Annotated in this window: 16 protein-coding genes; 7 read left to right on the top strand and 9 right to left on the bottom strand. The window is 63.7% G+C overall.

The features are described from left to right. Nucleotides 1-17: 17 nt before the first annotated feature. Both rssC and rssB read right to left on the bottom strand, forming a co-directional pair. Entirely contained in the window at nucleotides 18-500 is a 483-nt protein-coding gene (rssC, locus tag B4L76_RS01990) for an anti-sigma factor antagonist RssC (RefSeq protein WP_009686305.1), read from the bottom strand. After that, nucleotides 497-1,681: a two-component system response regulator RssB gene (gene rssB, locus B4L76_RS01985; protein ID WP_296230107.1), complete on the bottom strand. Its 1,185-nt coding sequence runs from the start codon at nucleotides 1,679-1,681 to the stop codon at nucleotides 497-499. The genes rssC and rssB overlap by 4 nt, the downstream gene beginning before the upstream one ends. 269 nt (nucleotides 1,682-1,950) lie before the next feature. On the opposite strand from rssB, the gene B4L76_RS01980 reads away from it, so the two are divergent. Then, entirely contained in the window at nucleotides 1,951-2,250 is a 300-nt protein-coding gene (locus B4L76_RS01980; RefSeq protein WP_296230105.1) for a PilZ domain-containing protein, read from the top strand. A gap of 48 nt (nucleotides 2,251-2,298) precedes the next feature. Here B4L76_RS01980 and B4L76_RS01975 read toward each other — a convergent pair whose 3' ends face one another. Then, nucleotides 2,299-3,006 (bottom strand): MlaA family lipoprotein, encoded by a 708-nt coding sequence (locus B4L76_RS01975; protein ID WP_296230102.1) that lies wholly within the window; start codon nucleotides 3,004-3,006, stop codon nucleotides 2,299-2,301. A gap of 198 nt (nucleotides 3,007-3,204) precedes the next feature. Here B4L76_RS01975 and B4L76_RS01970 point away from each other — a divergent pair, with 198 nt between their 5' ends. Continuing rightward, the gene (locus B4L76_RS01970; protein ID WP_296230100.1) at nucleotides 3,205-3,768 is read left to right on the top strand and encodes a phosphonoacetaldehyde phosphonohydrolase-related protein; all 564 of its coding nucleotides are present in this window, start codon (nucleotides 3,205-3,207) and stop codon (nucleotides 3,766-3,768) included. A gap of 122 nt (nucleotides 3,769-3,890) precedes the next feature. Next, entirely contained in the window at nucleotides 3,891-4,154 is a 264-nt protein-coding gene (locus B4L76_RS01965; RefSeq protein ID WP_296230098.1) for a DUF4404 family protein, read from the top strand. A 31-nt stretch (nucleotides 4,155-4,185) separates the two neighbouring features. Here the strand turns inward: B4L76_RS01965 and queF are convergent, their stop codons facing one another. After that, nucleotides 4,186-5,016, bottom strand: a complete 831-nt coding sequence (gene queF / locus B4L76_RS01960) for an NADPH-dependent 7-cyano-7-deazaguanine reductase QueF (RefSeq protein ID WP_296230096.1) — start codon at nucleotides 5,014-5,016, stop codon at nucleotides 4,186-4,188. Between the two features lie 223 nt (nucleotides 5,017-5,239). On the opposite strand from queF, the gene cinR reads away from it, so the two are divergent. After that, nucleotides 5,240-5,920, top strand: a complete 681-nt coding sequence (cinR, locus tag B4L76_RS01955; RefSeq protein ID WP_296230095.1) for a two-component system response regulator CinR — start codon at nucleotides 5,240-5,242, stop codon at nucleotides 5,918-5,920. Then, entirely contained in the window at nucleotides 5,917-7,269 is a 1,353-nt protein-coding gene (locus B4L76_RS01950) for a heavy metal sensor histidine kinase (protein ID WP_296230094.1), read from the top strand. Before cinR ends, B4L76_RS01950 begins: the two co-directional genes overlap by 4 nt. A 40-nt stretch (nucleotides 7,270-7,309) precedes the next feature. Here B4L76_RS01950 and B4L76_RS01945 read toward each other — a convergent pair whose 3' ends face one another. Genes B4L76_RS01945 through B4L76_RS01935 form a run of 3 tightly spaced genes read right to left on the bottom strand, consistent with a single transcriptional unit; the run spans nucleotide 7,310 to nucleotide 10,553 of the window. Continuing rightward, the gene (locus B4L76_RS01945) at nucleotides 7,310-8,551 is read right to left on the bottom strand and encodes a lipoprotein-releasing ABC transporter permease subunit (RefSeq protein WP_296230092.1); all 1,242 of its coding nucleotides are present in this window, start codon (nucleotides 8,549-8,551) and stop codon (nucleotides 7,310-7,312) included. Nucleotides 8,552-8,611: 60 nt separating this feature from the next. After that, nucleotides 8,612-9,295: a lipoprotein-releasing ABC transporter ATP-binding protein LolD gene (lolD, locus tag B4L76_RS01940; RefSeq protein WP_296230090.1), complete on the bottom strand. Its 684-nt coding sequence runs from the start codon at nucleotides 9,293-9,295 to the stop codon at nucleotides 8,612-8,614. A gap of 7 nt (nucleotides 9,296-9,302) precedes the next feature. Next, nucleotides 9,303-10,553, bottom strand: coding sequence for a lipoprotein-releasing ABC transporter permease subunit (locus B4L76_RS01935; protein ID WP_296230087.1), 1,251 nt, complete (start codon nucleotides 10,551-10,553; stop codon nucleotides 9,303-9,305). A gap of 93 nt (nucleotides 10,554-10,646) precedes the next feature. Here B4L76_RS01935 and B4L76_RS01930 point away from each other — a divergent pair, with 93 nt between their 5' ends. Further along, nucleotides 10,647-11,231, top strand: coding sequence for a PilZ domain-containing protein (locus B4L76_RS01930; protein WP_296230086.1), 585 nt, complete (start codon nucleotides 10,647-10,649; stop codon nucleotides 11,229-11,231). Nucleotides 11,232-11,263: 32 nt separating this feature from the next. Further along, the gene (locus B4L76_RS01925; protein WP_296230084.1) at nucleotides 11,264-11,986 is read left to right on the top strand and encodes a glycerophosphodiester phosphodiesterase; all 723 of its coding nucleotides are present in this window, start codon (nucleotides 11,264-11,266) and stop codon (nucleotides 11,984-11,986) included. Between the two features lie 42 nt (nucleotides 11,987-12,028). Here B4L76_RS01925 and sthA read toward each other — a convergent pair whose 3' ends face one another. Both sthA and B4L76_RS01915 read right to left on the bottom strand, forming a co-directional pair. After that, complete coding sequence (sthA, locus tag B4L76_RS01920; protein ID WP_170029103.1) at nucleotides 12,029-13,423, bottom strand: Si-specific NAD(P)(+) transhydrogenase; 1,395 nt, start codon at nucleotides 13,421-13,423, stop codon at nucleotides 12,029-12,031. A gap of 204 nt (nucleotides 13,424-13,627) precedes the next feature. Continuing rightward, complete coding sequence (locus B4L76_RS01915; protein WP_296230081.1) at nucleotides 13,628-14,626, bottom strand: FAD:protein FMN transferase; 999 nt, start codon at nucleotides 14,624-14,626, stop codon at nucleotides 13,628-13,630. Between the last annotated feature and the right edge of the window lie 6 nt (nucleotides 14,627-14,632).

The raw sequence follows: 14,632 nt of genomic DNA, 5'->3' as shown, positions 1-14,632 counted from the left end.
CGAGGCTCATATGAGCCTCAGCTACGCTCCAGCGCATTCACCAGGTCATGGAACGCTTCGCGGTTGGAGTCGTTCAGGCCCATGAGGATCTTGTGCGCCTCCAGCACCTTGGAACGCACCACGTCCTCATTCTGGTCCTGCGACGGCAGGTCGGTCAGGCATTCCGGGCATGGAATGGGTCGATCGACGATGTTGAACACCTGATCGAAACCCATCGATTGCAACAAACGGGAAATGTCCGGATTGGTAGTGACCACGGTCGGCAGCAGGCCCACCTTCTGCCGCGACAGGATCGACAGTTTGGCCAGCAGGCCCAAGGTGGTGCTGTCGATGCTCTCGGTTTCGGTCAGGTCGATGACAATCGCCGAGAAATTCAACGCCGTGAAGATTTTCTCGATCGTCGCATCCAGCGCCGAACACAAGGTCAGACGCACTTCACCGACGAATTTCAGTACAAAGGTACCACTCTGCTCGGCGAACTGGATTCTACCGGTACTCATTGAAGGTTCCTGCTCAACACCAATAGGGCGATATCATCCGGCATCTCCCCAAGCGTAGCCAATCCAAAACGTTGACGCAGCCCATCCAGGCTACCACCTGCTGCCCTGACGATTTCCGGCAGGGCGGTTTCTTTATCTTTGAGCGTGTCACCCGGCAAAAGGTCCAGAATACCATCGGACATCAGGCTGAGGCTGAACCGCGGCGGCAGTTCCACGACCAGGTCCTGATAGTTGGCCTCGTCGAACAGCCCCACCGGCAGGCCGCGGCCTTCCAGGTAACGGGTATGCTCCGGAGTATGCAGCACCGGCAACGGCAGATGGCCGCCAACCGCGTAGGTCAGCAGGCCGGTGTCTTCGTCGATCACACCGCCGACCATGGTCACGTGCTTGCCCAACTTGCAGTTGATCAGCCCGCGGTTGATGTGGCTGAGCACCTGCGAAGGCTTGAACTCACGCATCTTGCCGCCGCGCTTGAACTCGAACAACAGCCGCGTGGTCATGAACTTCAGCAGCACGGTGACGAACGCCGACGACGCACCATGCCCGGACACATCGGCCAGGTAGAAGGCAATGCGCCGTTCGTCTACACGGAAGTAATCGGCAAAATCACCCGACAGGTACAGCGATGGGATGATCTGGTGCTCGAATGCGAACTCGCCGGCCACCCAAGGGCTTTCCGGCAGCATGTTCATCTGTACCTGGCGACCGGCTGTCTGGTCCTCCTGCAACAGGTGCAGGCTGGCCTCCAGCTCGCGGTTGGCGGCTTCGAGCTTGTCGCGATAGCGCTGGTTTTCCAGCACCAGGCGCGAACGGTCGAGAGCCCGTCGCACCGAGTGCTCGAGCACGGCCAGGTCTTCCAGCGGCTTGATCAGGTAGTCGGCAGCGCCCAGGCGCAACGCTTCCACCGCATCGCTCATGACACCGGCACCGGACACCACGATCACCGGTAGCTGCGGCGCGCGCTCGCTGACCTGGCGAATCAGCTCGAGGCCGCCCATCTGCGGCATGCGCAGATCGCAGATCACGAGGTCGGGCTGGTGTTCTTCGAAGACCTGAAGCCCCTGCTGGCCATTGCCGGCCTGGAGGACGCTGAAACCACTGTCTTCAAGATAGGCGGCGAGGCTCGCACGGACCACGTCGTCGTCATCGATGATCAGCAGCGTTGCACTGGTTTTCTGCATGTGGGCGAACGGCGCCGATTGGGTTGGTGCAGCGGTGTCGGCAAGGCAGACGGCCAGCTACGGGAATTCTCTATAGTCACGCTCTACTTGAGTTGTAGGACAAGAACACCTGCCCGGCAACTGTCAGAGGTACCTTGTAAGGCGCAGACGGTACTCCCATCCGGCAGGCGTTTCAAGCATGCAAGGGTCGACCTCGCCGCACTTTACAGCGCAAATCACCGAGAGTTATAAGAAAGTCGTCCAGGGTAACCCGACAGGAAGCATGCAGCATGCCCCACACGCCCTCCAGCCATGCCGAAAAACGCGACTTCATCCGCATGCGCATCGACACCGAGGTCAGCCTGTTGCATGAAGGCCAGGTGATTGCGGCGGTGTGCCTGGACCTGTCCAGCAGCGGCATGCAAGTGCAGGCCGCGCAACGCTTCCAGGTAGGCGACCGTATCGAGGTGCGGATCGAATCCGAGCATCCGGCGCTGAAAGGGCTGCATGCCAGTACCGAAGTCGTGTGGATTGCCGACCAGCCGGATGGCCAGCAGAAGTTCGGCCTGCGGATCCTGGCCATGCAATGATCCACCTGCCTGGCGCACGGGATCGTGCAGGACCAGGCAGGCGGCAGATCAGAAGTCGTCTTCGACTTCGCCATCCTTGACCTTGAACTCGCGGTTCTGCAGGTAGGCATTGCGAATGAAGATGTACTTGTCGCCCTGGATCAGCTTCTCGGCCGACAGCAGGTCGGCGCGGGTGTCGATCAGGTCCAGGGCGAAGATCGAGTTGCGCGTCGGCACATGGTCGATGTAGCGGTAGGGTTTGGTATAGGTGTCCGGGTACCTGGCCACGCCGTCACGCACGGTGCTCGGGCCGAGCAACGGGATAACCACGTACGGGCCACTCGGCACACCCCAGTAGCCGAGGGTCTGGCCGAAGTCCTCATCGTTGCGCTGCAGGCCCATCCGGGTGCCGACATCGAAGAAGCCGCCCAGGCCGAAGGTGGTGTTGACGATCAGTCGCGCCGTGTCCACGCCTGCGGCATGAGGCTTGAGCTGCAGCAGGTCGTTGGCCAGGTTGGTCACGTCGCCGAGGTTGCGGAAGACGTTGTGGATGCCGTCTTCGAGGAACTGCGGGGTGACCGCCTGGTAACCCTTGGCCAACGGCTTGAGGGCATAGGTGTCAAGGGTATCGTTGAAGCGGAAGATCGGGCGGTTGACCGCTTCCCAGGGATCTTCCTCAGTGGCGGCCTGGGTAGCTGCCACGGGCGCCAGCAGCATGCTGGCACAGACACAGGCCTGGGTGACTCGTTCGATCACACTGGCACCGATCCTACGCATAGGTGTTTCTCCATCGGATTTCTCGGCCGCAAGCGCAACGGGGCGCTGCTGTACGGCGGCAGTATAGAGGCTTGCGGGCTGATAAGCAGCTTTACACAGCGCTGCTCGATAATTTGTGAACAACGGTTGCGCCGTGCACGCTGTCACAGGGCGGTAACAATCGCCCAATAGCCTGCGGAGTATTTGAGGGACGTTGCCATGGATGCTGCACCCGCCTTCACCGCTGTGCTGTTCGGCTTGCGCGGCTGCCTGGTGCAAACCGCCAATGGCGCACCGTCCCCCGCCCCAGGCGCACTCGCCACCCTCGCCAGCCTGCGCCAACGCCAAGTGCCGTGCATCTGGCTGGATGAGCACGACCCCAGCCACAGCCAGCGCCTGGCCCATGTACTGCCCGACTGGTTGCCGGGGCATACGGTGAATGACGCGCGCTGGCCGGCACCGAACGCCTGCTGGCAGGCACTGATGACGCTGCAGAGCGAGCGCCTGGATGGCTGCGTGCTGGTCAGCGGCGAGCCGCGCCTGCTGCAGTCTGGCCTCAATGCGGGGCTGTGGACGGTGGGGTTGGCCGCCTGCAGCCCGTTCTGCGACCACAATTCACGGCAATGGCAGGCCATGACCGCGCAGCAACGGGACCTGGTCCGTGGCAAGGCGACGCTGGAACTGTTCAGCCTGGGCGTGCATTCGGTGATCGACCATCTCGAAGCGCTGGACACCTGCCTGCAGGATATCGCCCAGCGTCGGCACAAGGGCGAAAAACCCTGATACAGCACCGTTGATACGGATCATGCAAAGCTGCGACAGGTGGATTACGCTGAACACAAGCCAGAACCTTTGCCGCTTCGCTGAGGTCCATGGCTTGCCAAGCCATTGATGGAGAACTGCCAATGCCTGCCCGCGAATTGCAAGAGCGCCTGAACAGCTTGCGCGAGCAACTGGACCGCAACCTGCCGCTTTCGGACGAAGAGCTGGCCGCGCTGCATGAAGAAGCACGCCAGATCGAGGCGCAACTGAAACTTGAAGAAGCCACGCCAGACAACAACCTGGTGGACGGGGTGAACCTGGCGATCGAGCGCTTCGAGGCCGACCACCCCGACCTCACCGCCACCCTGCGCAGCATTGCCAACTCGCTGCACAGCATGGGCATCTGAAAAAACGGGGCCGCAAAGCGGCCCCGATACCTTACTGGCGAACCAGACGCTGGTTCTGCGGGCTGATCGCGCGGGTGCTGCGGTATGGGTTGATATCCAGCCCACCGCGGCGCACATAGCGCGCATACACCGTCAAGTACTCCGGCTGCAGCAGGTTCTTCAGATCCAGGTAGATCCGCTCCACGCACTGCTCATGGAAGTCGGCATGCTGGCGGAAGCTGATCAGGTAGGTCAGCAGGCTGGCTGGGTCCAGCGCCCTGCCCTTGTACTCGACCACCACGCTGCCCCAGTCCGGCTGGCCGGTGACCGGGCAGTTGGATTTCAACAGGTGGCTGTGCAGGGTTTCCTCGACCACCTGGTCAGCGCTGCAACGCAGCAGTTCGGGCTGCGGCTGCTGGTAGTTGCTGATGGCAACGTCCAGTGTATCGATGCACTGCCCCGGCAGGGGCACCACACCCTGCGCCTCGACTTCGGCCAGGCTGCGCACCTTCACGCCAACCGGCTTGCCGGCAGCGGCGGACAGGTCTTTCTCCAGGCAGGCCTGAAGCTCGCCAGACGAAGCGAACACAGTCTGGTTCAGGGAATTCAGGTACAGCTTGAACGACTTGGACTCGATGATGTTCGGCGAATCGGCCGGGATGGCGAACTCGCCGATCGCCACTACCGGCTTGCCAGAGGGCAGCAGCCAGCTCAGCTCGAAGCAGTTCCAGTAATCCACGCCCTGCCAGGGCAAGGTCTCGGCAGTGACCCCCAGTTCGGCCCACTTCGCGGTACGCGGGATCGGGAACAGCAACTGCGGGGAATAGGTGGCAATGTATTCGCTGGACTTGCCCAGCGGGGAATGTTCGGCAGCAGGATGCATGGAAACTGACCTGAAAGTTCGAAATTGCGCCTAGTCTACCGGTTTTGCGCCCTGCCTTGCAGCGCAAGTCAGCGGGTGGTTAGCGGGAATTACAACTTTGTCAGTTTGCGCGGGCGGCTGCCTGGTCACGTATCATCTTGGCCAAAGCCCTGTACTGTCACTGTGGGAGCGCGCTTGCGGCTCCCACCGTGACAGCGCCGCTACCTGGAGCTAATGCAACCCAATGAAACTGCTGATCGTCGAAGACCAGGCCCGCACCGGCCAATACCTGAGCCAGGGCCTGAACGAAGCCGGCTTCGCCACCGAGCTGGCCACCGATGGCGAGACCGGCCAGTTCCTGGCCCTGACCGGCGACCACGACCTGCTGATTCTCGACGTGATGCTGCCCGGGCGGGACGGCTGGCAGATTCTCCAGGCCGTACGCCAGGCCGGCATGGATACACCGGTGCTGTTCCTCACCGCCCGCGACGCCATCGAAGACCGGGTACACGGACTGGAGCTGGGCGCCGATGATTACCTGGTCAAGCCGTTCGCCTTCTCCGAACTGCTGGCACGGGTGCGCAGCCTGTTGCGCCGGGGCAGCAGCCCCTGCCAGGACACCACCCTGAGCCTGGCCGACCTGCGCCTGGACCTGATCCGTCGCCGCGCCGAGCGTGCCGGCCAGCGCATCGACCTGACCGCCAAGGAGTTCGCCCTGCTCGAACTGCTGCTGCGCCGCCAGGGCGAGGTGTTGCCCAAATCGCTGATCGCCTCTCAGGTGTGGGACATGAATTTCGACAGCGACACCAATGTGATCGAGGTTGCAATCCGCCGCCTGCGCCTGAAGATCGACGACCCGCACCCGAACAAGCTGATTCACACCGTACGCGGCATGGGCTACGTCCTCGAAGAGCGCGAGGCATGATCCGCCAGGTGTCCCTCGGCAGCCGCCTGGCCCTGCTGTTCGCCGCCTGCACTGCCGCCGTCTCGCTCGGCGCAGGCTTGGTCTTCAGCCAGGCCAGCGCACGGCACTTCGTTGAACTGGACCAGCAACTGCTGGACTCGCGCCTGTCGCTGTTCCGCACCCAGCTGGCCGGCATCACCACCCCGGCCGAGCTGCAGGCGCGCCTGCCCGCCCTGCGCGATGAACTGGGCCATCAGGCTGACCTGGCCCTGCGCATCAGCGGCAGCGACGGTGCTACCTGGTTCGAAAGCCGCACGGGCCTGCCCCGGGCTCCGCTGCCCGACGGGCTGGCGACCTTGCAGGAGCAAGGCACGGACTACCGCAGCCTGGCCGGGTACCTGGTACAAGACGCCGCGCAGTCGCCGCAACTGACCCTGTACCTGGATATCACCCACCACCAGCACTTCCTGCAGGGCATGCAGCGCCTGATCTGGTTGACGGTCGGCCTGTCGGCGCTGGCCACCGCGCTGCTCGGTGCCTGGGCCGCACGCCGTGGGCTACGCCCGTTGCGGCAGATGGGCCAGGTCGCCGCCAGCGTGTCGGCGCGGTCGCTGACCACCCGCCTGCCGGTGGCGCAGATGCCCGAAGAACTGGCCGAGCTGGCCACTGCCATGAACGCCATGTTGCAGCGCCTGGACAATGCCTTCCAGCGCCTGTCAGCATTCTCTGCCGATATTGCCCACGAGCTGCGCACGCCGCTGTCCAACCTGCTGACCCATACCCAGGTCACCCTCACCCGCCCACGCAGCCTCGAGGAATATCGTGAGGCCCTGCATGGCAACCTGGAGGAGTTGCAGCGGATGGCGCAGATGGTCAACGACATGCTGTTCCTGGCCAAGGCCGACCATGGCCTGCTGATGCCGGGGCACACGCCGCTGGTGCTGCATGAGGAAGTGGATGCGCTGCTGGAGTACTACGCCCCGCTGGCCGAGGACAGCAACGTGCAGCTGTCGCGCGAGGGTGAGGCCTGGCTGCAGGGCGACCGGCACATGCTGCGCCGGGCGTTGTCCAACCTGCTCGACAATGCCTTGCGCTTTACCCCGGCGGGTGGGCAGATACGGGTGACGCTGGCGCCGGGGCCGACGCTTTGCGTGGCCAATACCGGGACGGCCATCGCCCCGTCAACGTTGCCGCGGTTGTTCGACCGCTTCTACCGGGTGGACCCCGCACGGCGGGAGGGCAGCAGCGAACATGCAGGGTTGGGGCTGGCGATTACGCGGTCGATCGTGCAGGCCCATGGTGGAAGCATTCGAGCTGAGTGCGAGGATGGCTGGACACGGTTCGTCATCGTGTTCACTGAAAAGCGGTAAACCGGGGGCGGCTCTGCGCCCCCAGTATCTCAAGCAGACATCAGACCGCCAGGCCAATCGCCGGCTGCACCTGCGACGCGCGATAAGCCGGATAGATGGTCGCGAGGAAGCTCATCACCAACCCGGCCGTACAGATGATCGCCACATCCCCCCACTGCAACTGCGATGGCAGGCTGCTGATGAAGTACACATCCGAAGTAAAGATGTGCTGCCCGCTCACCCGCTCCAGCCAGCCGACGATCTGGCTGACATTGAACGCCGCAATTACCCCCAGCACGCCGCCAATCAGCGTGCCGACAATGCCGATCAGGCTGCCCTGGACCATGAACGTACCCATGATCTGCGCCGGTGTGGCACCCAGGGTGCGCAGGATGGCGATGTCCGGGCCCTTGTCGTTCACCACCATCACCAGGGTGGCGATGATGTTGAACGCGGCAACCGCGATGATCATCATCAACAGCAGGCCGATCATGGTCTTTTCCATCTTCATGGCGCTGAACAGGCTGCCCTGGGTATGGGACCAGTCATCGGCACGGTAGGCATCGCCCAGCCTGGCAGCGATGGCCTTGGACACCTGCGGCGCGGCATACAGGTCGTGCAGCTTCAGGCGCACGCCCTGCACCTGGCCCGGCGCCCAGCGCTGCATGGCGCCAGCATCGGCCACATGGATGTAGGCCTGCGAGCCGTCCAGCTCGGCCCCCACCTTGAAGATGCCGACCACGGTCAGGCGCTGCATGCGCGGGGTGATGCCGCCGGGCTCCTTGCTGATTTCCGGCACGATCAGGGTCAGCTTGTCACCGGTGTTGAGGCGAAAGCGGCGCGCGGTCAGCTCGCCGATGACCACACCGAACTCACCCGGCTGCAGGTCCTGCAGGCGCCCCTGGACGATGTGCTGGCCCACGATCGAGACTTTGCCCTCCTCGGCCGGGTCGATACCGCCGACCTGAATCGGCTGCATCGCCCCCTTGTACGAGAGCATGCCTTCCATTTCGGTAATTGGCGCTGCCGCCATCACCGCCGGGTCCTGCAGGGCAGCATCGGCCACCTTGTGCCAGTTGTCCAGCGGCTGCACGCCAAGCACGGCGGCATGTGGCACCAGGCCGAGAATGCGCGAGCTCATTTCACGCTGGAAACCGTTCATCACCGACAGCACCACGATCATCGCCAGCACACCCAGCGACAGGCCGATCATCGAGGTCATCGAGATGAACGAGATGAAGTGGTTGCGGCGCTTGGCTCGGGTATAGCGCGCGCCGATGAAGATGGGCAAGGGTCTGAACATGTACGGAAACACCCAATGAAAACAGGAAAACGGGGCGGCGCCGCCACCCCGTGCAGTCGATCAGATCGCCACCAGGTGACCGTCGTCGAGCTTCAGCACGCGATCCATCTGGCGTGCCAGGTTAAGGTCGTGGGTCACCACCAGGAACGCGGTGCGCGAAGCACTGGAAAGTTCCTGCATCAATTCCTGGATGCCTTGCGCGGTGTGGTGATCGAGGTTGCCGGTCGGCTCGTCGAGCATCACCAGACCCGGGCGGTTGGCCAGCGCCCGGGCAATCGCCACCCGCTGGCGCTCGCCGCCGGACAGCTCGGCCGGTTTGTGGTTGAAGCGGTGGGCCAGGCCGACACGTTTGAGCAGCGCCTCGGCACGCTCGCGGGCCTCGGGAATCGGGGTACGGCCGATCAGCAACGGCATGCACACGTTCTCGATGGCGGTGAATTCCGGCAGCAGGTGGTGGAACTGGTAGACAAAGCCCAGTTCCCGGTTGCGCAGCAGGCCACGCGCCCGCTCGCCCAGCGCCGACAGCTCCTCGCCAGCCAGCCAGACGCTGCCCTGGGTCGGCCGGTCGAGGCCGCCCAGCAGGTTGAGCAAGGTACTCTTGCCGGAGCCTGAGCTGCCGACGATAGCCACGCGCTCACCGGCGTGCAGCTCGAGGTTGAGACCGGACAGTACCTGCACCGACTCCGGGCCCTCGTCGTAGGACTTGCCCAGGTTGCGGCAACTCAGAACGGCTTTATCACTCATGCGCGACTCACTCATAACGTAGCGCCTCTGCAGGCTGGGTGCGCGCCGCACGCCAGGCCGGGTACAGGGTGGCGAAGAAACTCAGGACCAGCGCCGCGGCACAGACCATGTACACGTCCTGGGCCTGGATCTGCGACGGCAGGTAATCGATGAAGTACACGTCGGCATTGAGGAACTTGTGCCCGATCAGTTTCTCGATGCCGGCGATCACCGCACTGACATTCAGCGCGGCGACGATCCCGACCACGGCGCCGATCAGGGTACCGATCACCCCGATCACCGTGCCCTGGACCATGAAGATGAGCATGATCTGCCCGGGCGTGGCGCCCAGGGTGCGCAGGATGGCAATGTCGCCGCGCTTGTCGTTGACCACCATCACCAGGGTGGAAATGATGTTGAATGCCGCCACCGCGACGATCAGCAGCAACAGCAGGCCGATCATGGCCTTTTCCATGCGGATCGCCTGGTACAGGTTGCCATGGGTGCGGGTCCAGTCACGGCTGTAGAACTCCTGCTCACCCAGGCGCTGGGCGATGTCCCAGGCCACGCGCGGCGCCTGGAACAGGTCGTCGAACTTCAGACGCAGGCCCTGCACCTGGTCGGGTTTCCAGCGGTGCAGGCGGGACAGGTCACTGATGTTGGTCAGGCCCAGGTAGCCGTCGATCTCGCCCGCCCCGACGTGGAAGGTACCGACCACGGTGAAGCGCTTCATGCGCGGGAACATGCCGGCCGGGGTCACGCTGACCTCGGGGGCGACAAAGGTGAGCTTGTCGCCGATCGAAACCCCCAGCTTGGTCGCGGCCTTGTCGCCGATCATGATGCCCCACTCGCCCGGCGCCAGCTGGTCGAGGCGGCCCTGCAGGACGAACTTGTCGATGATCGACACCTCGCGCTCGCGAGCCGGGTCGATGCCGTTGAGCAGCACCTTCTGCACCTTGCCGTCATGGGTCAGCAGGCCCTGCATCTGGGTGAACGGCGCAACCGCCAGTACCTGCGGATTCTGCTTTACTTGTTGGGCAAGGGCCGGCCAGTCGGCTATGGGCTGGCCGCTCTCCAGCGTGGCATGCGGGATCATGCCCAGCACGCGGGTGCGCATCTCGTGGTCGAAACCGTTCATCACCGAGAGCACCACGATCATCACCACCACGCCCAGGGCGAGGCCGATCATCGAGGTCAGGGAAATGAACGAGACGAAGTGATTGCGACGTTTGGCACGGGTATAACGCGTGCCGATGAATGCGAAAAGAGGTCTGAACATGTCGGGGCTTGTTCGGATGAAAGGGAACGTCCTTGTGGCGAGGCGCCTACGGCGGCTTTACACTCGGACCACCGCCGCTACCTTGGGTTCGCCATGACGACATTAGACGAAGAAGATCGCCGCGAATACTACCGCATCGAAGATCAGATCGCACTTCAAATCAGCCCCCTCAGCGCGGCCGAAGCCCTTGACCCAGATGTGTTGCAAGATGATTCGCCGCTGTTCAACCTGCTCAGCGAGCTGCACCTGTCCGACTTCGAGTCGCAGCACCTGCTACGCCAGTTGAGCGAAAAGGACCGCACCCTCGCCGCATTCCTGCGTGCGCAGAACAAACGCCTCGACCTGCTCAGCGCGGTGGTCGCCCAAACCCTGATCGGCGAAGTGGGCCAACTCCAGCCGGTAGTCATTTCCGAGGGCGGCATCGAATTCACGCAAGCCACGCGGCTGGCCCCCGGTACCCGGGTGAAAGTGAAGATGGTGCTGATGCCACGCGCCCATGGTTTGCTGCTGCGCGGCAAGATTACCCATTGCGACCCGCGCCCGCAGGGCGGCTTCGAGGTCGGCAGCGAATTCACCGACATGACCGACGCCCAGCGTCAATTACTGGCCCGCTACATCCTGCAGCGCCAGCAGCAACAACGGCGCCAGCAGCTGGAACAGAACGACCCCGCCTCCTGAGCCCAACTTTTCCCTGATTTGAAGGAACGAACGTGACCCTGATCTACGGCCATCGCGGCGCCAAGGGCGAAGCGCCCGAGAATACCCTGAAGAGCTTCCAGCAGTGCCTGGCTCACGGCGTGACCCGCTGCGAGCTGGACCTGCACCTGTCGGCCGACAACGAGCTGATGGTGATCCACGACCCCACCCTCAAGCGCACCACCGGCAAGCGCGGCAAGGTGGTCGAACACGCGGCCGCCGACCTGGTCAGGATCGACGCGCGCAAAGGCGGCCCTGGCCACGTCCAGCCCTGCCCGATCCCGCGGCTGGAAGAGCTGTTCCAGAAATGCCCGTTCGAGCACTGGCAGCTGGAAGTGAAAAGCGCCTCACGCACCCGCGCCGCCACCACCGTGCTGGCGATCCGTGAACTGGCCCAGCAGTACGGCCTGCTGGACAAGGTGACCATCACCTCGAGCTCGCGCGAAGTGCTGGGCGCCGCACAGGAACTGGTGCCGGATGTGCAACGCGGGCTGGTGGCCGAATACGCCTGGCTCGACCCGCTGAAGGTGGCACAGAACTACGGCTGCGACCTGCTGGCATTGAACTGGACACTGTGCACGCCGGAGCGCCTGTTGAAAGCGCAGGGCCAGGGGCTGCACGTGTCGGTATGGACGGTCAACGAACCGGCACTGATGCGCCGGCTCGCTGACTTTGGCGTGGACAGCCTGATTACAGACTTTCCCGGTTTGGCCAAGACCACCCTCGGGCAGGGTTGAAATCGGTCTCTCCGACCGGCTCAGGCCACCGGTCGGAGCCGCTCAAAAAAGCCGGTTCAGGCCGTCGTAGGCAGCTACCCGATAGGCTTCGGCCATGGTCGGGTAGTTGAACGTGGTGTTGACGAAGTACTTCAGGTTGTTCAGCTCGCCCGGCTGGTTCATCACTGCCTGGCCGATGTGGACGATTTCCGAAGCCTGGTAGCCGAAGCAGTGCACACCCAGCACTTCCAGCGTTTCGCGATGGAACAGGATCTTCAGCATGCCTTGCGGCTCGCCGGCAATCTGCGCACGGGCCATGCTCTTGAAGAAGGCCTTGCCCACCTCGTATGGCACCTTGGCCTGGGTCAGCTCCTGCTCGTTCTTGCCGATCGAGCTGATCTCGGGAATGGTGTAGATGCCGGTCGGCACGTCGTTGACGAAACGCCAGCTGCCATTGTCGACGATGCTGCCCGCGGCCGAGCGGCCCTGGTCGTGTGCAGCACTGGCCAGGCTTGGCCAGCCGATCACGTCACCGGCGCCGTAGATGTTCGGCACGCTGGTGCGGTAGCTCTCGTCGACCTCGATCTGGCCGCGGCTGTTGACCTTGATGCCGATATTTTCCAGGCCCAGCTTGTCGGTGTTGCCAGTACGGCCGTTGCACCACAGCAAGGCGTCGGCCTTGATCTTCTTGCCCGATTTCAGGTGCAGGATCACACCGTTGTCCAGGCCTTCGACACGCTCGTAGTCTTCGTTGTGGCGTACGGTGATGTTGTTGTTGCTGAAGTGGTAGCTCAGCGCCTGGGAAATTTCCGAATCGAGGAAGCTCAGCAGCTGACCACGGTTGTCCACCAGTTCCACCAGCACGCCGAGGCCGCTGAAGATCGAGGCGTACTCGCAACCGATCACACCGGCGCCGTACACGATCAGCTTGCGCGGGGTGTGGCTGAGGCTGAGGATGGTGTCGCTGTCGTACACGCGCGGGTGGTTGAAGTCGATGTCGGCCGGGCGATAGGGGCGCGAGCCGGTGGCAATGATGATGTGCTTGGCGTTGAGCTTTTCCACCACACCGTTCGGGCAGACCACTTCGATGGTCTGCTCGTCGGCGAAGCTGCCGGTGCCGACGAACACATCAACGCGGTTACGGGCGTAATAGCCGGTGCGCGAGGCCACCTGCTTGGCGATGACCTTCTCGGCGCTCTTCAGCACGTCGGGGAACGAGAACCAGCGCGGCTCGCCGATGGCACGGAACATCGGGTTGGTGTTGAACTGCATGATCTGCCGCACCGAGTGACGCAGTGCCTTGGACGGGATGGTGCCGAGGTGGGTGCAGTTGCCCCCCACCTGGCGACGGCTGTCGACCATCGCTACCTTGCGCCCTGCTTTGGCGGCGTTCATTGCCGCGCCTTCCCCGGCCGGGCCGGAACCCAGCACCACTACGTCGTAGTTGTAGACAGCCATGCGTACTCCTTCAGAACTGGCCCGCAAGCCACGGTCGCTCGCGGGGCGCGATCATGCCGCCGGGGCGCCATGAGAAAATTCGGGTGCAGTCTAATCAAGCGTGAACGCCGCGCACATTAACCCTTGGTCGCGTCGTAGGCCAGTTTCGCCCGCACTACATGTGGTTCACCCACTCCCTGGCGGCGATCATCCCTGCTTGTGCTTTCACTCGCCTTTCACTGCCCGTTCGAACGCGGGCGTAGCTTGGGAGACGAAGCCACCCTCGGCCCGAGTCACCAGAACAGCCGGCAGGCCATGCGTAATGGCAAAATCCCAGCCGCGCTGCGGGCCGAGGATCAACAGCAGCGTCGAATAGCCGTCTGCCCGCAGGGCCGAGGCATCGAGCACGGTGACCGCGGCCAGGTCGTGCTGCACCGGGCGCCCGAGACGGGCATCGAAGGTGTGCGAATAGCGCCGGCCATTGTCCTCGAAATAATGCCGATAGTCACCCGAGGTTGATACCGAAAGGCCATCGAGCGGAATGACCTGGCGGGCGATCTGGCGGTCTTCGCGGGGCAGCTCCAGGGCGATGCGCCAGGGGCTGCCGTCAGGCTTGCGGCCGACGGCCTTGAGCTCGCCGGTCACTTCGGCGACAAAGCTGGCTACGCCCATGGCCTGCAGGCGTGTAGCGATCAGGTCGACGGCATGGCCAGCGGCAATGCTGTTGAAGTCGAGCTGCACCGGAGCGTCCTTGCACAGGGCCTGGCCCTGGATATGCAGGTGCCGGTAGCCTACCCGTTGGCGCGCCCGGGCCAGCGCCCGGGGGTCGGGCACTTGCATGTGGCGCGCCTGTGGGCCGAAGCCCCACAGGTCGAGCAACGGCTCGACGGTGAGGTCGAAGGCGCCGTCGCTCTGCTCGGCCAGTTGCTGGCCCAGGCTGACCAGTTCGAGCATGTCGGCCGGTAGGGCCTGGCACTGTTTGGCGGGCAACTGGTTGAACTGGCTGACGGTGGAATCGCTGCGGTAGGTCGAGTAGTGCTGGTCGATGCCCTGCAGAATGGTTTCGACCGCGGCTTGCACCTGGGCCGGGGCAGGGCCGCCGGGCTCACGCACATACTGGATGCTATAGCTGCTGCCCATGGTCGGGCCGCCCAGGCGCTCCAGGGCGGGGCCCTGGTTGCAAGCGGTCAGGAGCATGAGAATGAACAGCAAGGCTGTGCGCAAGCTTCG

Source organism: Pseudomonas sp. UBA4617, assembly GCF_002386445.1.
Taxonomy (GTDB): domain Bacteria; phylum Pseudomonadota; class Gammaproteobacteria; order Pseudomonadales; family Pseudomonadaceae; genus Aquipseudomonas.
This window is presented reverse-complemented; position numbering and strand designations above follow the sequence as displayed.

Bases quoted from the DNA above. Each gene is read 5' to 3' on its own strand.
- B4L76_RS01965 (WP_296230098.1), top strand. From the start codon at position 3,891: ATGCCTGCCCGCGAATTGCAAGAGCGCCTGAACAGCTTGCGCGAGCAA.
- queF (WP_296230096.1), bottom strand. From the start codon at position 5,016: ATGCATCCTGCTGCCGAACATTCCCCGCTGGGCAAGTCCAGCGAATAC.
- B4L76_RS01950 (WP_296230094.1), top strand. From the start codon at position 5,917: ATGATCCGCCAGGTGTCCCTCGGCAGCCGCCTGGCCCTGCTGTTCGCC.
- B4L76_RS01980 (WP_296230105.1), top strand. From the start codon at position 1,951: ATGCCCCACACGCCCTCCAGCCATGCCGAAAAACGCGACTTCATCCGC.
- lolD (WP_296230090.1), bottom strand. From the start codon at position 9,295: ATGAGTGATAAAGCCGTTCTGAGTTGCCGCAACCTGGGCAAGTCCTAC.
- B4L76_RS01975 (WP_296230102.1), bottom strand. From the start codon at position 3,006: ATGCGTAGGATCGGTGCCAGTGTGATCGAACGAGTCACCCAGGCCTGT.
- B4L76_RS01935 (WP_296230087.1), bottom strand. From the start codon at position 10,553: ATGTTCAGACCTCTTTTCGCATTCATCGGCACGCGTTATACCCGTGCC.
- B4L76_RS01930 (WP_296230086.1), top strand. From the start codon at position 10,647: ATGACGACATTAGACGAAGAAGATCGCCGCGAATACTACCGCATCGAA.
- B4L76_RS01970 (WP_296230100.1), top strand. From the start codon at position 3,205: ATGGATGCTGCACCCGCCTTCACCGCTGTGCTGTTCGGCTTGCGCGGC.
- rssC (WP_009686305.1), bottom strand. From the start codon at position 500: ATGAGTACCGGTAGAATCCAGTTCGCCGAGCAGAGTGGTACCTTTGTA.
- rssB (WP_296230107.1), bottom strand. From the start codon at position 1,681: ATGCAGAAAACCAGTGCAACGCTGCTGATCATCGATGACGACGACGTG.
- cinR (WP_296230095.1), top strand. From the start codon at position 5,240: ATGAAACTGCTGATCGTCGAAGACCAGGCCCGCACCGGCCAATACCTG.
- B4L76_RS01945 (WP_296230092.1), bottom strand. From the start codon at position 8,551: ATGTTCAGACCCTTGCCCATCTTCATCGGCGCGCGCTATACCCGAGCC.
- sthA (WP_170029103.1), bottom strand. From the start codon at position 13,423: ATGGCTGTCTACAACTACGACGTAGTGGTGCTGGGTTCCGGCCCGGCC.